The 24,888-nt window shown below is 36.8% G+C and carries 22 protein-coding genes and 1 tRNA gene; 9 read left to right on the forward strand and 14 right to left on the reverse strand.

What is annotated here, in order from left to right:
• Positions 1-11: 11 nt before the first annotated feature.
• Genes ABID46_RS05295 through ABID46_RS05315 form a run of 5 tightly spaced genes read right to left on the reverse strand, consistent with a single transcriptional unit; the run spans position 12 to position 5,373 of the window.
• Positions 12-1,622 (reverse strand): murein hydrolase activator EnvC family protein, encoded by a 1,611-nt coding sequence (locus ABID46_RS05295; RefSeq protein WP_354507814.1) that lies wholly within the window; start codon positions 1,620-1,622, stop codon positions 12-14.
• Positions 1,619-2,416: a lipoprotein insertase outer membrane protein LolB1 gene (lolB1, locus tag ABID46_RS05300; RefSeq protein ID WP_354507816.1), complete on the reverse strand. Its 798-nt coding sequence runs from the start codon at positions 2,414-2,416 to the stop codon at positions 1,619-1,621. Before lolB1 ends, ABID46_RS05295 begins: the two co-directional genes overlap by 4 nt.
• A 12-nt stretch (positions 2,417-2,428) precedes the next feature.
• Positions 2,429-3,445, reverse strand: a complete 1,017-nt coding sequence (locus ABID46_RS05305; RefSeq protein ID WP_354507818.1) for a sugar nucleotidyltransferase — start codon at positions 3,443-3,445, stop codon at positions 2,429-2,431.
• A 31-nt stretch (positions 3,446-3,476) separates the two neighbouring features.
• Positions 3,477-3,911: a dUTP diphosphatase gene (gene dut / locus ABID46_RS05310; protein WP_354507820.1), complete on the reverse strand. Its 435-nt coding sequence runs from the start codon at positions 3,909-3,911 to the stop codon at positions 3,477-3,479.
• A 25-nt stretch (positions 3,912-3,936) separates the two neighbouring features.
• On the reverse strand, positions 3,937-5,373 hold the full coding sequence (locus ABID46_RS05315) for a lipopolysaccharide biosynthesis protein (protein ID WP_354507821.1): 1,437 nt from the start codon (positions 5,371-5,373) through the stop codon (positions 3,937-3,939).
• A 163-nt stretch (positions 5,374-5,536) separates the two neighbouring features.
• On the opposite strand from ABID46_RS05315, the gene ABID46_RS05320 reads away from it, so the two are divergent.
• Genes ABID46_RS05320 through ABID46_RS05330 form a run of 3 tightly spaced genes read left to right on the forward strand, consistent with a single transcriptional unit; the run spans position 5,537 to position 7,154 of the window.
• Positions 5,537-6,529, forward strand: a complete 993-nt coding sequence (locus ABID46_RS05320) for an NAD(P)H-dependent glycerol-3-phosphate dehydrogenase (RefSeq protein ID WP_354507824.1) — start codon at positions 5,537-5,539, stop codon at positions 6,527-6,529.
• 1 nt (position 6,530) lies between these two features.
• The gene (locus ABID46_RS05325; RefSeq protein ID WP_354507826.1) at positions 6,531-6,734 is read left to right on the forward strand and encodes a hypothetical protein; all 204 of its coding nucleotides are present in this window, start codon (positions 6,531-6,533) and stop codon (positions 6,732-6,734) included.
• On the forward strand, positions 6,735-7,154 hold the full coding sequence (locus tag ABID46_RS05330; protein ID WP_354507828.1) for a hypothetical protein: 420 nt from the start codon (positions 6,735-6,737) through the stop codon (positions 7,152-7,154).
• Here ABID46_RS05330 and ABID46_RS05335 read toward each other — a convergent pair.
• Both ABID46_RS05335 and ABID46_RS05340 read right to left on the reverse strand, forming a co-directional pair.
• Positions 7,144-7,737, reverse strand: a complete 594-nt coding sequence (locus ABID46_RS05335) for an aminotransferase class IV (protein ID WP_354507830.1) — start codon at positions 7,735-7,737, stop codon at positions 7,144-7,146. The two genes, ABID46_RS05330 and ABID46_RS05335, sit on opposite strands and share 11 nt — an antisense overlap.
• Positions 7,721-8,677 (reverse strand): aminodeoxychorismate synthase component I, encoded by a 957-nt coding sequence (locus ABID46_RS05340; protein ID WP_354507832.1) that lies wholly within the window; start codon positions 8,675-8,677, stop codon positions 7,721-7,723. Before ABID46_RS05340 ends, ABID46_RS05335 begins: the two co-directional genes overlap by 17 nt.
• Positions 8,678-8,798: 121 nt before the next feature.
• On the opposite strand from ABID46_RS05340, the gene ABID46_RS05345 reads away from it, so the two are divergent.
• Positions 8,799-9,368, forward strand: coding sequence for a nitroreductase family protein (locus ABID46_RS05345; protein ID WP_354507834.1), 570 nt, complete (start codon positions 8,799-8,801; stop codon positions 9,366-9,368).
• Between the two features lie 64 nt (positions 9,369-9,432).
• Positions 9,433-10,602: a DUF3078 domain-containing protein gene (locus ABID46_RS05350; protein ID WP_354507836.1), complete on the forward strand. Its 1,170-nt coding sequence runs from the start codon at positions 9,433-9,435 to the stop codon at positions 10,600-10,602.
• A gap of 72 nt (positions 10,603-10,674) precedes the next feature.
• On the opposite strand, the gene ABID46_RS05355 is transcribed toward ABID46_RS05350, so the two are convergent.
• Entirely contained in the window at positions 10,675-12,108 is a 1,434-nt protein-coding gene (locus ABID46_RS05355; protein ID WP_354507838.1) for a TonB-dependent receptor, read from the reverse strand.
• Positions 12,109-12,160: 52 nt separating this feature from the next.
• Here ABID46_RS05355 and ABID46_RS05360 point away from each other — a divergent pair, with 52 nt between their 5' ends.
• Both ABID46_RS05360 and ABID46_RS05365 read left to right on the forward strand, forming a co-directional pair.
• Positions 12,161-12,931 carry an MBL fold metallo-hydrolase gene (locus ABID46_RS05360; protein ID WP_354507839.1) on the forward strand — a complete coding sequence of 257 codons (771 nt, stop codon included), beginning with the start codon at positions 12,161-12,163 and terminating at the stop codon, positions 12,929-12,931.
• Positions 12,932-12,979: 48 nt separating this feature from the next.
• A tRNA-Leu gene (locus ABID46_RS05365) sits at positions 12,980-13,063 on the forward strand.
• Positions 13,064-13,075: 12 nt separating this feature from the next.
• Here ABID46_RS05365 and ABID46_RS05370 read toward each other — a convergent pair.
• The 6 genes from ABID46_RS05370 to rimK all read right to left on the reverse strand — a co-directional run bounded on the left by ABID46_RS05370 (position 13,076) and on the right by rimK (position 22,661).
• A complete protein-coding gene (locus ABID46_RS05370) occupies positions 13,076-14,377 on the reverse strand; it encodes a type II toxin-antitoxin system HipA family toxin (RefSeq protein ID WP_354507841.1) in 1,302 nt (433 codons plus the stop codon).
• Between the two features lie 6 nt (positions 14,378-14,383).
• The gene (locus ABID46_RS05375; protein WP_354507843.1) at positions 14,384-14,671 is read right to left on the reverse strand and encodes a helix-turn-helix domain-containing protein; all 288 of its coding nucleotides are present in this window, start codon (positions 14,669-14,671) and stop codon (positions 14,384-14,386) included.
• Between the two features lie 122 nt (positions 14,672-14,793).
• A complete protein-coding gene (locus tag ABID46_RS05380; RefSeq protein WP_354507845.1) occupies positions 14,794-15,354 on the reverse strand; it encodes an SOS response-associated peptidase in 561 nt (186 codons plus the stop codon).
• Positions 15,355-15,482: 128 nt separating this feature from the next.
• A complete protein-coding gene (locus ABID46_RS05385; RefSeq protein ID WP_354507847.1) occupies positions 15,483-19,814 on the reverse strand; it encodes a carboxypeptidase regulatory-like domain-containing protein in 4,332 nt (1,443 codons plus the stop codon).
• Between the two features lie 135 nt (positions 19,815-19,949).
• The gene (locus ABID46_RS05390; protein WP_354507849.1) at positions 19,950-21,140 is read right to left on the reverse strand and encodes a helix-turn-helix transcriptional regulator; all 1,191 of its coding nucleotides are present in this window, start codon (positions 21,138-21,140) and stop codon (positions 19,950-19,952) included.
• Between the two features lie 120 nt (positions 21,141-21,260).
• Positions 21,261-22,661, reverse strand: a complete 1,401-nt coding sequence (rimK, locus tag ABID46_RS05395) for a 30S ribosomal protein S6--L-glutamate ligase (protein WP_354507851.1) — start codon at positions 22,659-22,661, stop codon at positions 21,261-21,263.
• A 117-nt stretch (positions 22,662-22,778) separates the two neighbouring features.
• Here rimK and ABID46_RS05400 point away from each other — a divergent pair, with 117 nt between their 5' ends.
• The gene (locus tag ABID46_RS05400) at positions 22,779-24,101 is read left to right on the forward strand and encodes a TolC family protein (RefSeq protein ID WP_354507853.1); all 1,323 of its coding nucleotides are present in this window, start codon (positions 22,779-22,781) and stop codon (positions 24,099-24,101) included.
• Positions 24,102-24,168: 67 nt separating this feature from the next.
• Positions 24,169-24,837, forward strand: coding sequence for a tRNA (adenosine(37)-N6)-threonylcarbamoyltransferase complex dimerization subunit type 1 TsaB (gene tsaB / locus ABID46_RS05405; protein WP_354507855.1), 669 nt, complete (start codon positions 24,169-24,171; stop codon positions 24,835-24,837).
• The last annotated feature ends 51 nt before the right edge of the window (positions 24,838-24,888 follow it).

The following is a 24,888-nucleotide window of genomic DNA, read 5'->3' on the forward strand; positions in this document are numbered from 1 at the left end:
GTTACTCAAAATTAATTTTTACTCAACCATAATTCAGGATTTTGTTTATCGGCTCCATTACGCACTTGGAAATTCAAGGTTGTATTTCCTAATTCGTCTGTATAAATTCGTCCAATATCCTGACCACGTTTGATTTTGTCTCCTTTTTTAACCGATACAAATGAAAGGTTTCCATACAAGGTATAGTAGGTACCATGTTTCACTAAAACCGTTCTATTTCCTCCTGGAATGGAGATAATGGAACTCACTTCTCCGTCAAAAACTGCTCGTGCATTTACGCCTTTATTGGTCGCAATATCCACACCGTCATTGTTGGTATCAATGTTTAAAACGGGGTGTTTCCCTGGTCCAAATCCAACGACAATTTGACCTCTTGACACTGGCCATGGCAAACGACCTCTATTGCTTGCAAATTCAGAAGATAATTCGGCCGTATTGGTTTTTACATCAAATGTTTTTTGTGGCGCTGGGTCGGGTTTCGGATTTTCAACCGGTTTTGGTTTTTCTACTTCTTTTACGACAACTTCCTCTACTGGTTTGTTGGCTTCTGCCGCTTCACGTTCCGCTTTTTCTCTTGCTAGACGCTCTTCCTCTTCTACACGCTCAAATTTGGTGATTTCCAATCTTGCGGTTGAGGCAAATTGTCCTTGAGGGAAGCTTTTCAAATAGGTCTGATAAGCCGCTTTGGTATGGTTGCTTCTTGCGGTTTGCCAACCTTTGTTATCGGCTTCTAAATTCTTGATGCTGTTTCTAGCGGCATTGGAATAATCCCCATTGGGCCATTCATTTAAATATTCTTGGAAAGAAGCAATGGTATTGGTTCTCGCTGCCTTGTCCCAAGCCTTTTTATCGTTTTCCGCTTTGATTCGAGCCAATCGAATTTCTTCTTCAATAATTCGATTAATCTCGGTATTTAACGCTTTTTGTTCACGTTGTTTTTCGGCAATCAAATTGGAAATGGTTCCGGCATTTTTCTTGAATTCTTCAATGACGTTTTGCTTGGCAATTTTCTCATTTTCCAATTCATCTACGACAATGGATTGTTGTGCCAATACCGTTTCTTTTTCTTGTTTTGCCTTTTCTCTTGCCGCTTTTTCTTTTTCAATATCTTTGGTTTTCGCCAAGATCTCTTCGGCTTTCCCCATTTGATAATCGGAATACTTTTCCAAATATTTGATACGACGATAAGCCTGAGTCAAGCTTGTAGAGGAAAGGACAAAAAGCAATTTGTTTTCAACCGATTTGTTTTTATAGGCTTTGACCAAAATGTCTCGGTATTCTTTTCGCAATTCTCCCAACTCACGACTCAATTTATTGATTTCCAATTGGATTAAATAAATTTCATCTTCAATGAATCGTTTCTCTTTGCTCAATCCGTTGACCAATTTTGTTTGAGCAGAAATTTTTTGGGTTAAATTTTGCACATACAACAAAGAGGTTTTGGACTCATTTTGATTGCGTTGCAAATCTTTGTTGAGTTCCGAAATCTCTTTTTTAAGGGAGCTATTTTGTTGTTGTAATTTTTCTTTCTGAACCTTTAATTCTTGCTCTGTAATTTGCGCAGAGGCAAGTCCAGCAAAAACTAAAAACAATAAGACAGTGAAAAACAAATGTTTTCTCATTTTAGCAATTTGTTGGGTTTATATCCAGATGGGATTTCAAAAGGTGTTTCGCTTTGTTCAAAAGTAAAATTATTATATTCTAAATCTACTTTTTGGGTTTTTGTATCTTTTACCAAAACTTTAACAGTTTTCGGGAAAGTTTGCGAACCCACTTTTTGCCAACCTGCGTAAGTAATTTCCAATTCACGTTTCGATTTGGGTTCGATAATCAAAGCCTTCACCAAATTGAAATTGGCATCAAAAAAATATTCCTGAAAGTATTTTCCCTCTTTGGGATTGACTAAAATATTGGCGTTCTCTTCGTAGGATAATTTGTATTGATTGTCCACCAATTCTGAATCAAATTCGGAAGCCTTAAGATCAACAAAAATTCGTCCCAACAATAGATTTTGAAGTTTTTGGTAATCGATGAAATCGACTTTCAACAAATTATTGAAATAGGAAAAATCTCCATCTATATAGGTTCGATCCAATTTTTCATAGGCTTTGAAACCTTCTGGCGTAATCAATGCTCGTGCTCCTGTGACCCCAAATTTGGTAACATTTACCCAAATTTTCTTGCCATTGTGCACATAAATTTTCCCATTCAAACCAACTGAAACATCGTCAATGTCTGCATTGATTTTGGAGGAAATTGTCAAATGGGTGAATTTAGGAGATTGAGCCAAAACATTTTTGACCAATTCGGTTGTTTTCAAATCTTCTGCTTCTCCTGTGGCCATACCTTTTTGGGTACCACAAGAAATTTGAAAAACCAAAAGCGCTAAGAATCCTATTTTTACGAAATACTTCAAATCAATAATTTTTTATTCTTTAAAATCCAAAACAGAATAATCTCCTAAACTTATGTTGCGCGCAACACCTTTGTAATCTACATGATTCCCAATCATGGAACCTGTTAAATTACCGTTTACAATAGATGATTTCTCTTGAATTAAACTGTTGTCTATGTTGCTATTTACAATTTTTGTACCGTTTCCAACCGAGACATTTGGGCCGACTTTTGAATTTTGAATCACAACATTTTCGCCAATGAAACAAGGTGGAATGATCAACGAATTTTGAATTTGAGCTGAACTTGGAATGTTTTCAAATTCTTGGCTTTCAAATCCCAGAATCTTACTATTGGTATCGACCGTTGCGTCTTTGTTTCCACAATCCATCCATTCATCCACAGGACCCAATTTGAATTTGTTTCCTTTGGAACGCATGTTTTCCAGAGCATCTGTTAATTGATATTCGCCTCCATTTCCTTGGATATCATTTTCGATAATATGACGGATTTCTTCTCTCAAATTGTCTCCATCTTTGAAGAAATAAATCCCGATGATGGCCAAGTCAGAAACGAATTCTTTTGGTTTTTCAACGAAATCTTCAATGATTCCTTCGTCATTTAGTTTCACGACACCAAAAGCACTTGGATCTTCTACTTGTTTTACCCAAACTACTCCGTCTGCATTGGAATCCAAATGGAAATTCGCTCTAAACAAAGTATCAGCAAATGCAACCACAACCGGACCTGTTAAAGAATCTTTTGCCATCCAGATCGCATGTGCCGTTCCCAAAGGTTCGTCTTGTTTGTAGATGCTTCCTTTTGCACCTAATTTTTCTGCGATTCCAATCAATTGTTTTTCAACTTCTTCTCCGAAATCCCCAATAATAAAAGCAATTTCGTCAACTTTTTGATCAGCTAGTTTTGTAATATCTTCAGCCAATCTTTGTACAATTGGTTTTCCTCCAATTGGAATCAAAGGTTTTGGAACAGTTAAGGTATGTGGTCTTAATCGGGAACCGCGTCCCGCCATAGGGATAATAATTTTCATGAATTCTTTTTCTATAGTTGATTGATTGATTCTAGTTTTTTCCGGTGCTTCCAAATCCGCCTGCACCTCGGCTTGTATCGTCTAATTCTTCTACTTCTACCCAATTGGCTACTTCATGTTTGGCAATCACCAATTGTGCAATTCGTTCTCCGTCTTGAACTATGAATTCCTCTTTGGACAAATTCACCAAAATCACCCCGATTTCTCCACGATAATCCGCATCAATCGTTCCTGGAGAATTCAAAACACTAATTCCATGTTTAAATGCTAAACCGCTTCTTGGACGAACTTGCGCTTCAAATCCTGCTGGTAATTCCAAAAACAAACCCGTAGGAATGAGTTTACGTTCCAAGGATTGTAAAACAATTGGCTCGTTTAGGTTCGCAGTTAAATCCATACCAGCCGATAATTCGGTTTTGTATTCTGGTAGCGGATGTTTGGATCGGTTAATGATTTTTATATACATGTTTCGTTTTCAATTTTTAGGGTATTCAAGATTGATTTTCAGATTGTTGAGCTTGAATTCTCAAACTTGATTTTTCAATAAAAAATACGGCTGCAAGATAAAGCAATACACAGAGATTCCCAATGATAAAATGATTATCAAATAGATTATATCCCAAAAATCCTAAACCTATACTTAATATCAAATAAAGGATAATTTTTCGAGTCTTATACGGTATTTTGTATTGTTTTTGTCCCCAGAAATAAGAAATAACCATCATGGTTCCATAGGCAATCAAAGTTGCCCAAGCCGAAGCCATGAATCCTATAATGGGAATAAAAATTAGATTCAGTGCAATGGTCAAACCTGCTCCTATCCACGAAACTATCGTTCCAACGTAGGTTTTGTCAGTAACTTTGTACCAAGTGGAAAGGTTATAATAAATCCCGAAAAAGAAATTCGCGATTACAATAATCGGAACGATGGAAATCGCCACCCAATATTCCTCATTGGGAATCAACAAGGTTTTGATCCAACTTAAATTCCCCAAAAGCGCCACAACGCCAAATCCGCAGAAAATCACGAAATACAACATCACATCGGCATAGGATTTTTTCGCATCTGTATCTTGTGCTTTTTTGAAAAAATAAGGTTCTACGCCCATTCTATAAGCTGTGACCAATAAAATCATCAAGGTTGCAATTTTGTAACAACCTGCATAAGCTCCTGCTTCTGACTTGTCGATCATATCACGCAAAATCAAATTGTCCAAATTTTCATTGACTGTAAAGGCCAATCCCGCTAGCATAACCGGATACGCATATTTGAACATTCGTTTGAACAGTTCCCAATTAAAATACGGTCGAACTTTGGATAAAATAGGAAACAAAAAGACCAAACCTAAAAAGCTCGCGAGGACATTGGCAAAAAACGGATAGGCCACAGGTTCATCTAACCCAATTCTTACCAGAATTTCGGCTGGAACCCAAAAGAAAAATGCCAAGACTATCATCGTATGAATCAAGGATTGTGATACTTTAATGGCTGAGTATTTAATTGGTCGATTGGTAAATCGCAAAAAGGCAAATGGCACCATACAAATGGCATCAAAAAAGGCAATCCAAGCAAACCACTTTAGGTATTCCGGATGATCTTGGTAATCAAAAAAGTTCGCAATGGGAATGTTGAAAATGTGCATCCCGACCAAAAAAGCCAATGCATTGATGAATACAAACGCAAAGGTCAAATGAAATACTTTCCCCGATAAATTTTTATCAGACGAAAACCGGAAATAAGCCGTTTCAAACCCAAAGGTCAAAACGATGTTGACAAGAGCGACCAAGGCATACAATTGTCCAAATTTGGAAAAGTCTTCTGAATTGATTTTATCCACATAAAATGGCGTCAACCCAAAATTGATCAACCTTGGCAAGATTGACCCAATTCCATAAATGACGGTTTCGCTGAGTAGCCTTTTGTACAATTCGGTTTAATTTTAATTGGCAAAAATCTGTATTCTTTTGGAATTGAGAAAATAATTCCACCTCCAATGCAAACGAAAAATTCGAAAGATTATTGAAACCAAAATGCACTCGTTTAAAATTTCTTATTTTTGACCCCAGATTAGCAAATCAAATAAAGTAAAGATGTCAAAACCAAAAGTTGGATTAGTCGGAGGTGGAAGTTGGGCTACAGCCATCGCTAAGATGCTTTGTAAAAATCATAATATCATCAATTGGTGGGTGCGAAATGAGGAAACCAAAAATTATATTTTGACCCATAAGCACAATCCCAATTATTTGAGTTCAGTTGAATTTCAGCCAGAACAATTGAACTTAACGACCGATATCAATGAATTGGTTTCCAATTCGGATTGGATTGTTTTGGCGGTTCCATCCATTCATTTAGAAGCTTGTTTAGCTGACTTAAACGTTCCGTTTGGCGATCGTTTGGTGGTTTCTGCGATCAAAGGAATTGTTCCTGTTCATTATAAAATCGTTGGAAATTATTTAAACGATGAATTCAAAGTTCCATTTGAGAATTTTGGAGTGATCAGCGGTCCTTGTCATGCCGAAGAAGTCGCTTTGGAGCGTTTGTCTTATTTGACGATTGCTGCGATGGATAAGCAAAAAGCCAAAATGGCTGCCGATGGTTTGGCTTGTCATTTCATCAAAACCAATATTTCCCAAGATATTTTTGGAACCGAATATGCTGCTGTATTGAAAAACATCTATTCGATCGCTGCTGGAATTGCCCATGGTTTAGGGTATGGCGATAATTTTCAAGCGGTCTTGATGAGCAATGCAACTCGTGAAATGAATCGGATTACCCAAAATGTTTCTCCGATGAAACGCGATGTGACAGAATCCGCTTATTTAGGCGATTTGTTGGTAACGGGTTATTCCTATTTCTCCCGAAATAGAATGTTCGGAAATATGATTGGAAAAGGATATACCGTCAATGCGGCTATTTTGGAAATGCGAATGGTGGCAGAAGGATATTATGCAACCAAATCGGTCTATCAATTGAAGAAAGTTTTGGAAGTAAAAGCTCCGATTCTATCGGCTGTTTACAAAATTTTATACGAAGGAAAAGCACCCAACAAAGTTTTTGCTCGTTTAGCTGGAAAATTAAATTAAGATGAAATTTACACCCGGAGTTATTGCAGGATTAACAATCATCATTTTAGGATTGATTTTGGTTGTCGCTGGTTTTATCATGAAAGTCAACAAGGTTTCTGACGGTTGGTTGACGGGAAATAATTTGATCATCCTTGGAATGCTGATTGAATTGGGCGGAATCTTCATCGCGACTTCCCTGATTTCCAAAAACTTGAAGAAATAAGTGTTACGTCAAGATTTCATTTCGAAAATCATCGAACAATTGTTTACAGCGATTGCGAAATTGCTGAACATTGACGTTGAAAAAGAAACCGAAATGTATTTGGCTTCGTTTGAGGAATTGCTCAAAACCTATTTCAAAATCCATTCAGAATCCTTATCGAAATTATTGGAAGAAGACGAAGAAAGAGATGCCTTTCTTTTGGATGAGAAATTACGAACGACTCAATTGACCATGTTTTGTGAAGCGGGTTTGGGATATTTAAAAATAGGAGAATCGGAAAAGGCGCAAAATTGCCTTCACATCATTGAGCGAATTCAAACCCAACAACCAGAGATTTTTGAATTCCCTAGTTCGGAATCAGCGAAATTGGAAGCTGAAATTGAAAGTCTTCAAACGAAATTGCGAAACTTTAGCAAATAATCGAAATATCCAATTCTGGACTTTCTTCCAAATTCATCATCGCATTGATCAATTTAAACGATAAAAATTTATTGAAATCCTTAGGATTGATTTCCTCTTCCAAAATTTTCCCTTCTCTCAATAAGGCTTGTCGCATGGTTCCATTGAGTAAGTAACGAGAAGGCGTAACCCAATTTTCACCGTCAAAAAATACGAGATTGGAATAAGAAGTATCGGTAATTTGGCCCTTTTGAACGATGATGATTTCATCTTCAGCTACCGAATCTTTGAGTAATTCAAATTGAGAGCGATCCAAAGATTTGTATTTATATTCGATCGAATTATGCTCCACCAAACGAACAGAATGAATAGGACGAATTTGATACGGAAGAAATTCAATGGATTCAAAGTCTTCGCCATAAACAATTCTACATTTTTGTTTTTCGGCTAAATCTGTTTCAGGCATAGGAAGAATTGACGCTAAGTTCCATTCATCATCCATTCCCAAACATTTGAATCTAGTCTTATTCAATCGATTTTGATGCAATTCTAGATTTCGGAATTCACCATTTTGGTAGCAAATTGTTTCAATAAATAGGGACATAGACTTTGGAAATCATTTCGTTGTACTCTTCTTGCACATCGCTTTGGTGCGTAATTCCACCTCCGCTCTTAAACACCAATCCTTTTTCAGATTGTTCAATGAATCGGATCATCACTGCCGAATCCAAATTTTCACCATCAAAAATTCCAAAAACACCTGTATAGAAATTTCGATTGTAAGATTCCGCTTCCAAAATTATTTCCACCGTTTTTTCTTTTGGAGCGCCACAAATGGAACCTGCGGGCAATAGTTGATCAAATAGATCTCCTACATTCTGGTGAAATTCGGTCGGTAATTCACCCGAAATTTCAGAACTAACTTGCAACAAAGTTTTGTGGTTGGTTTGAACTTTATCGATAAATCTAAATTTTTCCACGGTCACTTTCTTGGCAACTTTGCTCAAATCATTTCGAATCAAATCAACAATCGTATAATGTTCTGCTTTTTCTTTGGGATCATTCAAGATGATTTCCTCTGCATTTTCAATTGAAGCATCTATTGTTCCTTTCATCGGAAAGGAATATATCTTCCCATTTTTGATTTTCACAAAGGTTTCTGGCGAAAAACAAACGAATTCATCTCGATATTGTAGTTTATATTTCGCTTGAGAGTATTTGAAAATTTCGTCCAAAGTTAAATTGGTTGAAATCGGCGTTTCGCAAGTTAAATTCGTCAAGAAAGAATTTCCGTTCAAAATATTTTGTAGAACAAGATCAAATTGATGGGAATAAATTTCAAAATCCATCGGATTTTTCTGAAAATCAATTTGCCCCTTAAATTCTTCTGGTTTTTCATCAATTTGAAAGAAAATATCCTTGGGTAATTCTGAGAATTCAATGACTTCGCCTTTCATTTTCAGGAAATCGATCATGAAAAAAAAAGGAGTTTTACTTGCCCCCAATTCATTCATTTTTTCAAAAATTTCCTTGTTTTTCAGCATAAAAAGCGAATTCTACTTGAATTTCGAATGCTAAAATACTCCGTATTTTCTTAATGCAAAATAAATCTAGTGTTTAAACCCAATTCAAATTCAGGGACTACCTTTGCACAAATTTTTAATTATGAAACCAGAAGAATTATTAAACCTTATAAAAACACGCAGAAGTGTGATGCCCAATCAATATTCCGCAGAAGAAATCCGTTCCGAGGAACTTCAAATGATTTTGGAAAGTGCCAATTGGGCTCCCAATCACAAACGCACAGAACCTTGGAGATTTCGTGTAATTGAAGGTGAAGCAAGACAAAGATTTGCTCAATTTATGGAGAAAATTTATTTGGAAATTACCGCACCAGAAATGCAATCTGACCGAAAACGTCAAGATATCATTGACAAATGTTTGAAGTCAGACAAAATCGTTTTGATCTGCATGAAAAAGTCTGATTTATTACCCGAATGGGAAGAACTTGCAGCAATTTCTATGGCGGTTCAAAACATGTGGTTGATGTGTACATCTATGAAAATTGGTTCGTATTGGTCATCTCCAACAGCGATAAAACGTATGCATGAATTTACGTCAATGGAAGAAAATGAAACTTGTTATGGTATTTTCTATATGGGAAAATTAGCAGCTGAATTGCATGAAAGCAGTCGCAAGCCGATTGATGAAAAAGTTGTGTATTTAAATCAGTAATAGACATAAAAAAATAACTGTAATTTTGCGCTGACTAATCAAACCTTAAATAAATTAGGAAATTATGAAAAAGATCTTGTTGTTTTTTATCCTACTAGGGATCAATCAATTGCACGCTCAAAAAGTTGACAGCAATGGAAATTTATCCACCAATAGTCAACAGTACCTTAAAACCAAATCGCATAATGGTCGTTTACAAGGCTGGTTTGTAAAAGGAAATAATTCCTTGACCTTTAACCAAGCTGCTTTTTCCAATTGGATGGCAGGTGGAGTAAATTCTTATTCTTTAAATGCAAACATCGACTACGAATTTAATTTGACACGTGGACGCCATATCTGGGACAACCGATTTATTTTGGCTTATGGCATCTTACGAAATGAAGGTGAAGATTACCGCAAATCCAATGATGTGATTGATTTAAGCTCCTCCTATGGTTACGAATTTGCCAAACATTTTTATTTTGCAGGTGCCATGAATTTCAAAACCCAATTTACCAATGGTTTTGACTACAATGTACAAGATAGCTTAACAGGAGACTACAAGAAGATTTCAAGCTTTATGGCTCCAGGATATTTGTCTTTCGGATTGGGGGTTGACTACAAACCAAATGAAAATTTCCAAGTTAACTTTCACCCATTCACCTCTCGATTCACCTTTATTACCGATCGCGACTTGCAAATTGCAGGAAGTTATGGTTTAAAGAATGATGGAGATTCTTTTTTATATGAATTTGGTGCTTTTTTAGGAGCTCGATACAAATTCAACATTACCAATACCATTTCCTATGACAATCGTTTAGGGATTTATTCGAATTATTTAGATGAACCTTTGAACATGGATATTGCTTATCAAGGAATTTTGGACATGAAAGTAACTCGTTTCATTTCTGCTCAAGCGACTGTAAATTTATTTTATGATGAAGATCAAATCATGAAAACACAGTTGAAAGAAACCTTAGGAGTTGGATTTGCGTACAAATTTGACAACTTAGCGAAATTGAAATTGAAAGAAGAAAACTTACCTCCGTTCCCTTCAGTAGAAGAAGCAGCAAAAGCTTTGGATGAAGCGAAATTAAAAGCAGATGAGGCAAGAACCAAAGTGGACGAAGCACAAAAAATATTAGACGAAGCGGTTAACCGCGCGAATCAAATAATTGAAAACGTCGAAGAACCAGAAGAAATCAAAGTTGATTTGTTTGATCCCAATCTTAGAGCAGCTGAACCAAGCAATTAATCTAAAATTACACCATAAAAAAAGACCACTTCTTCGTGGTCTTTTCTTTTATATACAAAATTCTTCGGTCAGTCAATTGATGGCATAGCTTGTAGAATACCCAAACATTGCGCGGTCTTTGATCAGTTCCGCAACGCCTTTTGGTAAGCATTCTTCCCATCCTTCTTCTCCTTTTCCTATTTGTTCCAAAATTTTTCTGGAATAGATTTCTAAAAATTCAGGATTATAGTTTTCTATGTCTTTGATTCGTTGGTTGAATTTGAAGAATTTATACAACTCTTTCAAGTTTTCATTTACTTTCAAATTCTCTGAATTCAACAATTCATTGGTCTCTCGGTTATTGTACGGATATAGATACACCACGACATTTTTCTTGAATAATTTCCCAAAGGCCTCCATGATTCCACCTGGTAAATTATCATAATAAGTTGGATTGAACACTTCCAATAAGTTGTTCACACCCATTCCTAAACCGATTTGAGTCGAATTTCTTGTGAATTCAGTAAAATAGTGGACCAATTTGTAATACTCCGAAAAGTTGGAAATAATGACATTATAGCCCAAACTACCAATGATATCGGCACGATCCAAGAAATCACGTTCATCAATTTCACCATCTGTCGATAAGTTACTCAAAGTGATTTCAAATAAGATTTCCGTATTGTCTTCGTTGACATCGTTTTGGTTCATAAACATGTCCAAACTCGATTCCAACATATCTAAATTGACATGCGTTACAGGTCGGAAACTACCTCGCATGGCAAAAATATTCTTTTTGTAAAGGATGGCCGCAGGTAAAAAGTTTTTACCATTTGGACCAAAAATAACCGCATCGGTCATTCCATTTTTCACCAATTGAAGACTCATCAAACGATTGTCCACATAGGCAAACAAAGGTCCGCTAAAGTTTACCATATCAATCTCCACTTGGTCATTATCCAAACCATCATACAAGGAACGCAACAAACGACGTGGATTATCATTGTAATAGTATGCGCCATAAATCAAGTTCACACCTATTACCCCCAAAGTTTCTTGCTGCAATTGAGCTGAATTCTCTTTGAAACGAACGTGAAAAATAATTTCGTTGTATTTTTTGGAAGTTTTGTCAGATTGAAAACGAATTCCTACCCAACCATGTCCTTTGTAAGTTTTGGTAAAATCAATGGTCGTTACCGTATTGGCATAGGTAAAGAAAAGCTTGTCTTTATGAGTCTCATGGTTCAAACGTTCTTCCATCAATTTCATTTCATGGTCCAACATTTTCTGCAATCTCTCTTCGGTCACATAGCGTCCATCTTCTTCTTTCCCATAAATCGCGTCAGAAAAATCTTTGTCATAGGCGCTCATCGCTTTTGCCAAGGTACCAGAAGCACCACCTGCTCTGTAAAAAAAACGAACCGTTTCTTGTCCTGCTCCAATTTCCGCAAAGGTTCCATAAATGTTGGAATTGAGGTTAATTTCTAATGCCTTTTGTTTGGCTGAAAGAACCTGATCAAAACTCATATCTGCATTTTTATTTTAATGCTGTAAATTTACCAAAATTATGCCGAATTAAATGCTAAAAGTTCAGTTTTTAGGTACAGGAACTTCTCAAGGTATTCCCGTGATTGGAAGTCATCATCCTGTAAATTTTTCAACCAACTCCAAAGACAAGCGATTACGTAGTTCTGTCTTGCTTTCGAAACATGGAAAAAACCTAACAATTGACTGTGGTCCTGACTTCCGTTATCAAATGTTGCGCGCCAATGTTCGAAATTTAGAAGGAATTTTATTCACGCATGAACACAACGACCATGTATTGGGCTTAGACGACACAAGATCCTTCATTCATTTTGCTCAAAAACCGATGGATATTTTTGCTTGTCCGCGTACCTTAGGTGAAATCAAAACAAGATTTCCTTATGCCTTTGCAGAAGAGAAATATCCGGGAGCTCCTTCCTTCACCGAACATATATTGGACGGATCAGCATTTGAATTTGCCGGATTTGTCATAGAACCTTTACCGATTTTGCATGGAAAACTTCCGATTTATGGATTTTTGATTGATAAAAAGTTTGCTTACATCACCGATGCAAGTTTTATTTCGGAGGAAATCCTCGAAAAAATCAAAAATGTCGATGCTTTGGTCTTAAATGCACTAAGAAAAGTAGAAAAACATCATTCGCATTTTACCCTAGAAGAAGCATTAGAAATCACCTCCATCGTAGAGCCCAAACAAGCTTATTTTACGCACATTAGCCTAACGTTAGGCTTCCATGATGAAGTTCAAGCAGAACTTCCAGAAAATATTTTTTTAGCCTTTGATGGACTAGAAATTGAAATTTAATTTGGAAGTTAAAAATATTTCGCACTATATTTGCCGACCAATTCAGCAGCCCGAGTGGCGGAACTGGTAGACGCGCTGGATTCAAAATCCTGTGTCAGCAATGACGTGCCGGTTCGATTCCGGCCTCGGGTACAGAAACTCCTCTCAATCATTTGATTTTGAGGAGTTTTTATTTTTCCCCTTTATTGAAATTTCTTTTATGTTTTCTGCGATCAAATCACTCAAAGAATTTAGAACTCTCGTTGGAACTTTGTTATTCTCCATTTCGATTTTTAAAGTGTCAAATGCATTGATGGTATTATCGATAATGTTTTTTGCGTTTTTTACGCTAAAATCAGAAGCTAATTGAAGCAAATCTTGAATGATTATATCATTTCGTTTGCCATTAATCGAAAGTGCCCTATTTACGTTTCTTACATTCAATAAGGGATTTAAAGCAAATGTGATGTCATACGCAGGTGATAAATTCCATCTATCAGTTGAATTATCGTAAACAAAACTTGTATTTTTAAGATGGTCATCAGTGTTCAAGAATACTACATTCAGTACCATCCGTTTGAATAGCTCTTCAATTTGCGCATGCGGCAAGACCAGTTCATTGCAAAGTTTGAATAAATTTTCATAACTAGAATACTGCGGATTTTTGAAATCCCAACCCGTAATCCCACTAGCTGTCAAAATGTGAACTTTTTCCCCATCCACACGATCAAATCTTTCTGTGCAAAAATGCTTCCTATCAATAAGTTTTGATGGCTGCATTCTAATCCCCAAAGATGTTGCAAGCTTATAGTAGCAATATTCGATTATTTCCGGCGAATAGGATTCTTCAATCGATAATTTGATTAAATAGTGATAGTATTCATTTGAATAGTTTAGATCTCCAGGAAAAAGCTTCCCAGTAATTTTATGTTCTGACACAAGTATTTTTGGCCTTGCTCCACCCGCAGAAGTCCCAATTCTGAACATATTTAACAATGACTGGTGACTTAACCCGTCAGAACTTAATTCTGCTCTTACATCTAAAATTCTCTTGGAAAACTCTGCCATTTCCTCAATATTAACATCTGAGGTAAAATCATTATCTACTAAATTGGAAGGTTTATATTCAATTGCACCCATTCCACGAACGCCTACATAGGCAAGTTGTTCAATTGGAGATACATTTTTTTTGTTATTAGCCTTCATCCATTCTTTAAATACCATATTTCCGAAAATATCGGGCAAAGAATCAGCAAACATCGGAGGAAGACTTTTGAATGTTTCACCTTTGAATTGGTTGAAAATTTGAGATGTAGGCGTTTTTTTCAGGACAAAAGGGAAAATGGATTTAAAATTTCCATTTTCTAAAAATTTTGGATTGTACTGAAAAATTGAATTTTCTGTAGCTTCATCAAACCCCAACTTACCAATCTCTTGATTTTCAAAGAATACGCCTATTGATTTCATATAGCATTAATAAAAACTTATGTCTTTCTTGTCTTTTTCTTGCGCAATTTGATCTGACAAAAACCTATAAAACAAATCTAATCTGTCAAAATATTGTAACACCTTTAAAAGAGTGTCAATGGTAAAATTGCTACCCTTTTCTAGATTATAAATCGTTTTATGGGATACATTTAATTTTTGAGCCAACGAAATCTGCGTTTCATTATTTTCTTTTCTCAATGCCTGACACCATTCCGCAAGACTATTTTTTACCTCTTTTAAGTTCGCTTTATTAAAATCCAAAATTTCACTCATAAATAAGTAATATAATGTCAAATATACTCAATATTTGTCAATATGGATAATATATTACTATTTTATAGAATATCATTGAACCGAATACGATTTCTCTCATAACCAAATAAAAGAACGAAAACTCACCCAACAACCTTCGCTTCAAAATCCCAATCGGGTTCTACGGGCTCGTTATGCAACCATTGGTTTTGTTTCTCTTCTGAATGCAACGCAAAAGGCATTCGGTATTTGGTATTGTGGATTTCGCGCATGATTCCTTGCGCTTCAGTTGTGACAATTGTATAATAAGGTTGATCGTTTTCTATTTTAAAAATCCCTGCAAACGCAAACAATTCGTCACCAAATCCAATGTTGTACTTGATTTTATTTTTTCCTTCGTGTTTCCATTCGTAAAATCCGTCTACGATGATCAAACAACGATTATCGGTGTAAGGTTTAAAGGATTTAAGTTCAAAAAGTGTCTCCCATTTGGCATTCAACAAAGGTTTCCCCCAATCGGTTGGAAATCCCCAAGTGATCATTTCAATCTCCTCGGGATTCTCAATCGTTATGACCGGAGTTTTTGGCAAGGCAAATCCATTGATTTGCTCAGATGGCGTGAACAATTCTGGTTCTTTGAAGGTCTTTTTAAATTTCTTCGATATGGATTTCGCGTCTTTTTGAATTTCGGTATAATAACACATAGAACTCTAACTCATTGTTTATCTATCAAAATTACGAAACTAATTCGACGTGAATTGATTTCCATGAAATGAAAAATCCGCCTTCTCACAAAATGAAAAGGCGGATTGAATCAATTAAATTCTTACTATTATTTGATGAGTAATTTTTTCGAAATGATTCCTTTTTCGGTTTGAATTTGTACAATATAAGTTCCCGTTTCAAACGTATGTTCGATGAAATTCGTTCCCACTTGAACTTTTCCAGAATACATCAAACGACCGTTTAAATCCATCACCTTCATGTCTCCTTTCAAGTCAGTTTTGATCCAGAATTTTCCAGAAGCCGGATTTGGATACACCGATACTTGGGCTAAGTTTGGATCTTCCACACCTAAAAGCGATAGAATGATTTCTGTTTTTTCTGAATTTCCAGATCCATACACCGCTTCAACGTGCGCGACATGCGTTGGACCCGTTAAATTCTCCAACAAGAAATTTTGTTCGGTCAAATTATCTGCCACCAAAACATTGTCCAAATAAACACGATAATACAGCGCATGATTGTATTCTTTCTCAAACGTCATATCCTCAATTTTCAAAATATAACTATCGTTACTTACATAATTAATGGCAACATAACGCGTGTTTTCTGGCGCTTCAAAGGTATATTCTGTCCAAGCAGTTGGAACAGTAATTTGAGATCCGAAAGCTTGAAAATCGGAAGTTTCTGTTCCTGAAGTTGAATAATACACACGAATTCTTTCCAATAATTCATTGGTCAATGAAGAAGCCATGAATTTAAATTCGCCCGGACCTGCAGGAATGATAATCCAATCATTATTGGCTCCATCTGGACCCGCAAAAGCCGACAAGAATCTTCTACCAGACAAAGCAGGAATATTGACAGGCGGAGTTGTCGCAAACGGATTAAAAATCATAAAGGACATAGGATCTCCATCATTTGGCCAAGAGAAATTGGTATAGGTATAGGTTTCTAAACCATCTAAATCACGTAAAATGTAATTTCCAATTGTATTTCGTTCAAAATCTGGATAACGTTCGAATTTTTCGGTAAATGTATCGTGTAAAGTCCAATGCAATTCTGCTGTATTTCCTTGAACATCTGCCGTTAAATTGGAAGGTTGAACTTTTAATAAATTCAATGGCAGCGTCAATGAACCTTCGTTGCTAACCACTACATCATTCAATTCAATGATTTCATAAGTGTCCAGTTCAACACGTAAATTATAGGTACCAATCATCAAATGACTCAACGTAATGGTATTTCCATTGGTGATTGTCGCTTCTGCAAAATTCACATCGTTCCACATTGAAACATAGGCTCCAGTTGCATTTCCAGAATCCGGATTTAACGTCAACGTGAAATCGAAATACAATCCGTGTTCAATTTCGTTTGAGATTCCTTTTTCTGAAATCAAGTTTTCACCATAAAGTGCTTCGACACCATATTTATACATATTGGCTGGCGCTGAACTCAAGGTTGTATCGTCAAATTCCAATGCAGTAATCATTGAAGGAGTAAGTTCGGTCCAGTTTTCTTCTGCTGCCGGACTTCTAAAGACTTTATATCCTTCTGGATTGGCCTCCATAGTATTGTTGGCGATTCCATAAATGTTCCAGTTTTTATTGGTCAAACTCATTCCAACCCAAGTTCCATTTTCATTTAACATACTTCCTTTTCGAGCAGGTGCATTTGGTCCGTCGTCCAATCCGATCGGATAAGCTCCGTATTGGCCTGCTAAAAATTCTACACCAATCCAAAGTTCTTGGGTTTGATCGATTTCAATTGGCGAAGTTAATTCTACTGTATACCAATTTTCTGTTGTCACATTGAATGGTTGCGAATGAATTAGTTCGGAAGCATTTGCTCCTTTGTAAATATGAATGATCGTATTGGCATTGTTGGCATAATAGATTTTCACGTGCGTCAATTTCGCACCTTCTTCTAATTGATTGGCTAAATCTGCTGGCTCTAAACGAATTCCGGCAATAAACGGATTTCCACCATTACCCCAAGCATCACCTGCAGCCAAGAAACTTCCCCAACCAATTTGGGTTTCGTTGAACATTCCAACTGGTTTTTGCCAAGAGACTTCTCCAACTCCATTGTTGTTAACAGCTATAACAGATCCTGGTTTGTTTAGCGCCAATTCCAACTCGATCGGATCCAAGGTGAAATCTGTTGATTCACTAACAAATGAAATTGTTTCTGACACAAACAAAGGATGTGAAGCTTCTAAATCGTATTCTTTGCCAGCATAAGCTTCCAAAACAAAGGATCCAGTTGCGTTTGTTGTCGTTGTGAATGTTGAGAATCCAGAAAGGTTCAAAGTCGCATCTGCAATTGGCTGTCCTTGAACATTGACAACAGTTCCTGCAATGGAAATCGGAATAGCAGAATTCATTTCAACATCTAAAATTTCTTCTTCACCCGCAACAATGCTGATGGTTTCTGTTTCGGTATTATAGGTGTCTTTGGTAAATGTTACTGTATAATTTCCAGGTAAAATTCCTCTGATTTCATAATTTCCAAAAACATTGGTCAAAGTGACTTCAGACTGATAGGAATTCTCATCGGTTGGAGTTAATTGTACTGAAACTCCTTCCAAGGCAGTTCCGTCATCTTCTCTGATTACTTGGCCCGATAAACTTCCATAATCAGAAGCTTTCCCAAGAACAATACTAGGAATACTCGTCACCTCATCTGTAGACCAAGCAGCAGGTTGAGTTGTCACAACGCTCAAGTCAACCGTATATCCGTTGGCATAATAAGTTCTCATCCCCTCAACTGGCGTATTGTAAAACTCTCTCGGATTGAACGTTGGGACATTTTCCAAATAAGGCTTTACAATCGAAATGATAATATTCTGACCAGAAGCAGTATCATAAAAGAATGGCTGATCCAAATCAATCGTCATCGCTTTTCTTCCAGAAATGAATTGAATTTCTCCATCGTACACCAATTTTTGATCACCATAAAATTCCCAAATCGCATTGTTCAAGGTTGTACCAAAAACATCTCGATCGGTGGTGCTCATATAGATTTTATATCGAGCTGTAGTTGGACTAGCCAAATTCGCAAAATAGGAAATCGATGTAATTACGCCAGTTTCACCCAAATCTGACGGATAGTAGATACTTTGCGAAATGATAGATTTGTTCCCCAATTCAAATGGTTGATTTTTAGCCGCTGTTCCAGATGTTATGCGAACTTGATCTGCCGCCAAACCAGATGGAGAAGAAACTACCGTTGCAATTCCTAAATTCGTTTCGCTTGTTTGGGCTTGAATCGAATAAGTGTACAAATTAAATTCTGGAATTGTTGTTTCTGTAAAAGTTGTAGACGGATGCATTTCTGCCAAAACTTCGGTCGTTGTGCCCAAAGTTCGTTTGATGGTATACCCAACGACAGGATCTTGCAAAACACCTCCACCTGAACCATAATTCACTTCGTCCCAGCTAATAACTGTTTGCAAACTTGCATTTTGAGAGAAATTCACATTTTGAGGTGCACCAGGTGTCGTCTCATAGCCAAAATAGGTCAAAGGCGTATCAAAAGATTTCCCATCACCAGCAGCATTATAAGGAACCAATCGGTAGATATAAGAACCTTCCCCTGGAAGAATATCGGTATAGGTTTGAGCTTGACCTACAGAAGAAGTCAAGGTTGTTACCAATTGTAAATTCATCGGATGCGTTCCGCGATAAATCTTCACTCCTGTCAAATCGGTTAAGGTATTTCCTTGAAAATCGATAGTAGGATTTGTCCAGTTCAATACCGCTCTAAATTGCGAATCGATCTGTGCTTCCATCGAGAAATTCGTAATGGAATTAGGCGCAGTTGCCGCAACCGTTGGAGTAAAAGACAAATCATCCAACAACATCATAAATGCATAGGAAACACAATTCACCGCGATATATTTCGCATTGGCAGGAATTGTATAATCGTATTTTACCCAGTTAATGGTGGTTGAAATTGGATTTCCTCCGTTTAGGAAAACGAAATCCGCGGGATTATTGGTGGTAGTCGAATAGGCTACTTTGAATTGATCCAATCCCGAAAAATCGGCCGCACTTTTCGCGTAAAATGAAAAAGTTCCTCCTGGGTGAGCTGCCAATTCGTCTGAAATCAACCAGTCGTTATTGGGCCCAGACCAAGAAGATATACTCGCGAAATATTTTTGACCCGATCGCGGATCATATCCATCAAGTGTGTTTACAGGATCGGTTTGAGATGGATTGTAAACAATAAACCCCAAAGGCCCTCCTTTTCCAGGAAAACTTTGAAATGGTCCTGCTGTATTTAATCCATCGAGGTCAAGGGAAGTCCAACCAGTTAAACCCGTTTGGGCAAAATCGGTTTGATTTTCCACATCATCCATAAACCCATGAAGCTGAGCACTCAACCAAGTGGTCGAAATCATCAGCACCATGAGTAAAAATTGTCTCAGTGTTCTCATTGTGTTTTTTCGTGTTTTTGTTGTGTTTTTTATAATGCTGAAAACTAATCACTTCCTCTTGCATAGGCAAATATCACCTCTCCTTTTCGTCCCAAAGAGAGAAAAACTAGCCAAATAAACCAGTTAATTGGCAGATTATGAATTTATTGCGTTTTTTCGATAAACAGATGGCGTCACACCATGTATTTCTTTGAAAAATCGATAAAAGACCGACATGGATTTAAATCCGGATTGACTTGCGATGCCCTCAATGGAAAAATGTGCTTTGGAAGGATCCGATAACAACATCGAACTTTCTTGTATTCGCAACTCGTTGATATAAAAATAAAAGGTCTTGTTCAAGTTTTGATTCAAGGCCATCGAAATGGCATTTCGACTTTCTGATATAGCTCCTGCTAAATCATTCAAATTGAAGTTAGGATCTTGGTACAATTTCTTCTCCTTCATCACTTTTTCAATCTTCTTAATGATCAATTGCTCTTTTTCGATTTGGGAAATTTCCTTCTGCTCCTTTTCTTCCAAATCCATAACAATGGATTCCTCTACTTCCATTTCCTCTACCTCTTCGGTATGTTTTGCTTCCTTTTGGAAAAAGAAATTTTGACTAAACAATAAAGGATATTTGTAAATCATGGTGGCGATATAAAATAAGCTCAAGGCCATAATCGCATGATACCCCATGTACAAATAAAAAGGATTGATTAAAGTGATGCGTAATATCGTGGAAATTCCACCAATGATAAAAACGATGGCAAAACAAATATTAATGGTACGAAACCATTCCAATTTACGGCTTTCTATTTCAGAAAAATCCTTTTCCAACTTCAAATGCCACCTTTTCAAGATTTTATGCGTCATCCAAAAGTACAAGGGACCTTGCAAAGTGGCAATATAAGCACTCATATCTCTTCTCAATGAAAACCATTTGTGCTTTCGCATTTGTTCGATTGAAAAATCAGAATCCAAGAAAAGAAATAAAGTAAATGACAAATAGATGTAAATGGGTAAAAAGTGAATATGATCCCATTTTTGAAATGATTTGAATTCGTAGAAAAGATATTTTACATATAAATAAATCGGCGGGAACAAGGTCAATGCGAGCATGGGACCGATAAAGGTTGTGACTGTCACACTAAACAAAGCCCCTTTCCAGATGTAAGCAAAAAACCAATAACAAGAAAATCCCCAGAAAAAGATCATCAGGGCCAACATATTATTGGAAAATGGCCGGTTTTTCTCCTTTGTCAAAAGGTAAATACTTAGAACTGCTTGAGAAAACCCAAACAGCATCAAAACTGAAAAATAAGATTCAATTGATGTAGGCATTGTAAGAGATTTGTCAAAAGAATCCTACTAAATTAGCACATAAATTTCATATAAAACAAAAGAGACCCAAGGATTTACTCGTTGCGTCTCTTTGTAAAATATTTCTTATTCTATGAAAATTTAGGATATTCTATTTCGTAAAATTCGTTTGCTAAACTTTTTGGCGACGTTGTTTTCAATGGATTTGATCATCTCAATTGCAATGTCTTTTCCTGTTGCACCTTCAATTCCTTCCAATCCTGGAGAAGAATTCACCTCTAACAACAATGGACCTTTGGAAGAACGAATCAAATCGACTCCTGCCACTTCCAATCCCATCGCTTTGGCTGCTTGAATGGCCAGTTTTCTTTCTTCTTTGGTAATTTTCACCACAGAACCTGTTCCACCCAAATGGATGTTCGCACGGAATTCACCCGGAGGAGCTTCTCTTTGCATCGCTGCTACAACTTTTCCATTGATGACAAAACAACGCAAATCTTTTCCGTTCGCTTCTTTGATAAATTCTTGAACCAAAATATTGGCGTTCAAACTCTTAAACGCATTGATTACCGATTCTGCTGCTTTTTTGGTTTCAGCCAAAACGACTCCTTTTCCTTGGGTTCCTTCCAATAATTTCACAATCAAAGGCGAACCTCCAACCATTTTGATCAAGTCATTGGTATCCAATGGAGAATTGGCAAATCCCGTAATCGGAATGTCCAATCCATTGTTTAACATTAATTGAAGGGAATATAATTTATCTCGAGAGTGTGTGATAGCATTGGACGTATTCAAAGCATAGACACCCATGGATTCAAATTGGCGTGTCAAAGCACAACCATAATAGGTCATACTTGGACGAATTCGAGGAATTACAGCATGCAGATTATTTAAAATTCGACCTCCACGGTAATGAACTTCTGGTGTTTTCGCATCCAATTTGATGTAACATTGTTTGATGTCCAAAAACTCCACTTGGTGCCCCAATTGTTCACCTGCCTCAATGATTCGCTGGTTGCTATACAAATCGGGATTACTCGCCAATAGGCCAATGCGCAATCCTTGTACATCTTGAGTTCCTTTTTTATAGAAACTTTCGGCTTCATCTTTGGCAAAAGCTCCAAACAAAAAGCTACTATCTGGATCGACCAACATTTTTCCTCTCATGGCTTCACGCCCTAGAAGCATTCGGTAGCCCATGGAATCACGATTGGTCAAAGAAACCTCAATTTCCCAAGATTCTTCTCCAATTTTCAGTTTGGTTTTGATGACATAACGAGAATCTCTATTTCCACTTGTGCTTTTAATGGTGCGTCGATCGGCTACAGGTGCTTCACAATGCACGACCTTTTTTCCATCAAATTGAAGCGGATACACATCAAATGAAACCCAAGCTTCTCCATTTCGTTGAAATGGTAAAATATTGACCGCATGAAGAGCAGAAGTCTTTGCGCCACTGTCCACGCGCACTTTGATCATAGGCAATGCCAAATCAGGAAGTGAAACCCATTCTTCGCTACCTGCAACCATTTTATTATTCATCTAAAAATTCTTTTATTGTACGAAGATAAATAAGATTCACGCATTCTCTCTATTTGTTTTGTAGTTTTGTGTAACAATTTTCAACCTCAATTGACCAATCATTTAGTTGAAAGATTTATGAGATATTTCGTTATTATCATCGGATTTGTATTTTTCCAAACTTCTCAAGCCCAAAAATTATGGACCTTAGAGGAAATTGTCACCTATGCAACTGAAAATAATTTGACAGTTCTTCAAAACAAAATCAATGAGAATTTGATCGCAAATGATCTGCAATATGCCAACAACCAATGGTTGCCCAATGTAGGCGGATATATAGACAATAAATTCACACTTGGAACTAACCATCCGGCGATCAACAAAGGGTATCAACAATATTCCAATAGTTTGGGCATCAACTCCTCAATTACCATTTACAATGGTGGTTTATTGGATTTGAACATTGAAAAAGCGGCATTGAATGTGAATTCATCCAAACTACAAACCGAAGCCATTATAAATGATATTTCTTTAATGGTAGTCAATTATTACCTCAACATCATGTTGAATCGTGAATTGTTGGAAATCGCAGAAGGTAATTTAGCCGTAAGCGAACAACAATTGGATCGATCTCAGAAATTATTCAACGCAGGAAGCATTGCCAGAGCAGATTTGGTACAGTCAGAAGCAACCGTAGCACAAGAAAAAAAGAATGTTGCCGATGCGAAAATTGAGGTGGAGCGTTCAATTTTCAATTTGTCAATGTTGCTTCAGTTAGCAGATTATCGAGATTTTGATGTGGAATTAATTCAAATTCCAGACAATATCGAATTGGGCTTATATGATTTGAACCAAGTATTGCAAACCGCATATGCGCAACAACCTGCAGTTAAAAAGGCGGAAGTCGATTTGGAAATGGCAGAAAAAGACATTGAAATTGCCAAAACTGGATTCAAACCTACCATCACAGGTTCTTATAATTTCGGAACAAGTTATGCTGATTACTTCAACAAAGGATTGGAAACAGATGCTTGGTTAAGTCAATGGCACGACAATTTGACCAATGTTTTTGGGATAAGTGTCAATGTTCCGATTTTTGAAAAATTCAACAACAAATTGAATGTTGAAAAAGCCAAAATAGGTCAAAGTTTGGCGCAAAATTCCGTGGAACAACAAAAACAAACCATTCGCGAAAACGTTCAAGAAGCCTATTTCAACGCAAATTCCTCTTATCAGGCCTATCAAGCAGCCAAAGAAAGCGTTCGATCTTCCGAACTTTCAGCCGATTTTGCACAAAAAAGCTTTGATGCGGGTGTTTTGAACATTTACGATTTGAACACCGCTCGAAATAATTTGTTGATTGCGAAATCTCAAATGGCGCAAGCGAAATACAACTTTGTGTTCCGTATGAAAGTTTTGGATTTCTATGCAGGAATTCCTTTGACACAAGGATTGCGATAGATTTTCACCCTTTCAACGAAATAGAATCATACATTTTGATGTAACTTTGCACAAAATTTCCATCGAAATGACTTTACTTCATATCGAAACATCTACCAAAAATTGTTCTGTTGGGATTTCCCGAAATGGTGAAATGCTATGCCTTTGCGAAGAATACGACGACAATTACGGACATTCCGAAAAGCTGCATCAATTTGTCAATTGGGCATTGGAAGGCGCTGAAATTTCGTTAAAGGATATCGATGGAGTTTGTGTATCCAAAGGGCCTGGATCCTACACAGGTTTACGAATTGGCGTTTCGGCTGCTAAAGGATTTTGTTTTGGATTGAACATCCCTTTGTATTCCTTAACTTCTTTGGAAATTTTAGCCGAATCCCAAATCGACAAAGGATTTGATTTAATCATTCCGATGATTGATGCGCGCCGAATGGAGGTTTACACCGCTGTTTTTGATGGAAATGGAAATCAACTGTCCGAAATTGAAGCGAAAATCTTGGATGAAACTTCCTTTCAAGAATTTGCCGATAAAAAAATTGTCTTTGTGGGTGATGGCGTAGAGAAATCAAAATCGATTTTGAATTTGCCCAATGCTGAATTCATTTTGGATGTTCATCCGTCAGCACAATTTATGATTCACCTTGCCGAAGCCAAAGTTTTGCAAAATCTTCAAGAAGATGTCGCTTACTTCGAACCTTTTTATTTGAAGGAATTTGTCGCGGGAGTGAAGAAGGCTTGATCTGATTCTTTCTATCCGACAAAAATTGGATTTCTCTAAACATTGATTAAT

Origin of the sequence: Moheibacter stercoris (genome assembly GCF_040545805.1) — a bacterium.
Taxonomy (GTDB): domain Bacteria; phylum Bacteroidota; class Bacteroidia; order Flavobacteriales; family Weeksellaceae; genus Moheibacter; species Moheibacter stercoris.

Bases quoted from the DNA above. Each gene is read 5' to 3' on its own strand.
- tsaB (WP_354507855.1), top strand. From the start codon at position 24,169: ATGACTTTACTTCATATCGAAACATCTACCAAAAATTGTTCTGTTGGG.
- ABID46_RS05355 (WP_354507838.1), bottom strand. From the start codon at position 12,108: ATGAGTTTTGATCAGGTTCTTTCAGCCAAACAAAAGGCATTAGAAATT.
- rimK (WP_354507851.1), bottom strand. From the start codon at position 22,661: ATGAATAATAAAATGGTTGCAGGTAGCGAAGAATGGGTTTCACTTCCT.
- dut (WP_354507820.1), bottom strand. From the start codon at position 3,911: ATGTATATAAAAATCATTAACCGATCCAAACATCCGCTACCAGAATAC.
- ABID46_RS05295 (WP_354507814.1), bottom strand. From the start codon at position 1,622: ATGAGAAAACATTTGTTTTTCACTGTCTTATTGTTTTTAGTTTTTGCT.
- ABID46_RS05390 (WP_354507849.1), bottom strand. From the start codon at position 21,140: ATGCCTACATCAATTGAATCTTATTTTTCAGTTTTGATGCTGTTTGGG.
- ABID46_RS05340 (WP_354507832.1), bottom strand. From the start codon at position 8,677: ATGCTGAAAAACAAGGAAATTTTTGAAAAAATGAATGAATTGGGGGCA.
- ABID46_RS05320 (WP_354507824.1), top strand. From the start codon at position 5,537: ATGTCAAAACCAAAAGTTGGATTAGTCGGAGGTGGAAGTTGGGCTACA.
- ABID46_RS05385 (WP_354507847.1), bottom strand. From the start codon at position 19,814: ATGAGAACACTGAGACAATTTTTACTCATGGTGCTGATGATTTCGACC.
- ABID46_RS05325 (WP_354507826.1), top strand. From the start codon at position 6,531: ATGAAATTTACACCCGGAGTTATTGCAGGATTAACAATCATCATTTTA.
- ABID46_RS05345 (WP_354507834.1), top strand. From the start codon at position 8,799: ATGAAACCAGAAGAATTATTAAACCTTATAAAAACACGCAGAAGTGTG.
- ABID46_RS05380 (WP_354507845.1), bottom strand. From the start codon at position 15,354: ATGTGTTATTATACCGAAATTCAAAAAGACGCGAAATCCATATCGAAG.
- ABID46_RS05375 (WP_354507843.1), bottom strand. From the start codon at position 14,671: ATGAGTGAAATTTTGGATTTTAATAAAGCGAACTTAAAAGAGGTAAAA.
- ABID46_RS05370 (WP_354507841.1), bottom strand. From the start codon at position 14,377: ATGAAATCAATAGGCGTATTCTTTGAAAATCAAGAGATTGGTAAGTTG.
- ABID46_RS05335 (WP_354507830.1), bottom strand. From the start codon at position 7,737: ATGTCCCTATTTATTGAAACAATTTGCTACCAAAATGGTGAATTCCGA.
- ABID46_RS05305 (WP_354507818.1), bottom strand. From the start codon at position 3,445: ATGAAAATTATTATCCCTATGGCGGGACGCGGTTCCCGATTAAGACCA.
- ABID46_RS05400 (WP_354507853.1), top strand. From the start codon at position 22,779: ATGAGATATTTCGTTATTATCATCGGATTTGTATTTTTCCAAACTTCT.
- ABID46_RS05360 (WP_354507839.1), top strand. From the start codon at position 12,161: ATGCTAAAAGTTCAGTTTTTAGGTACAGGAACTTCTCAAGGTATTCCC.
- ABID46_RS05350 (WP_354507836.1), top strand. From the start codon at position 9,433: ATGAAAAAGATCTTGTTGTTTTTTATCCTACTAGGGATCAATCAATTG.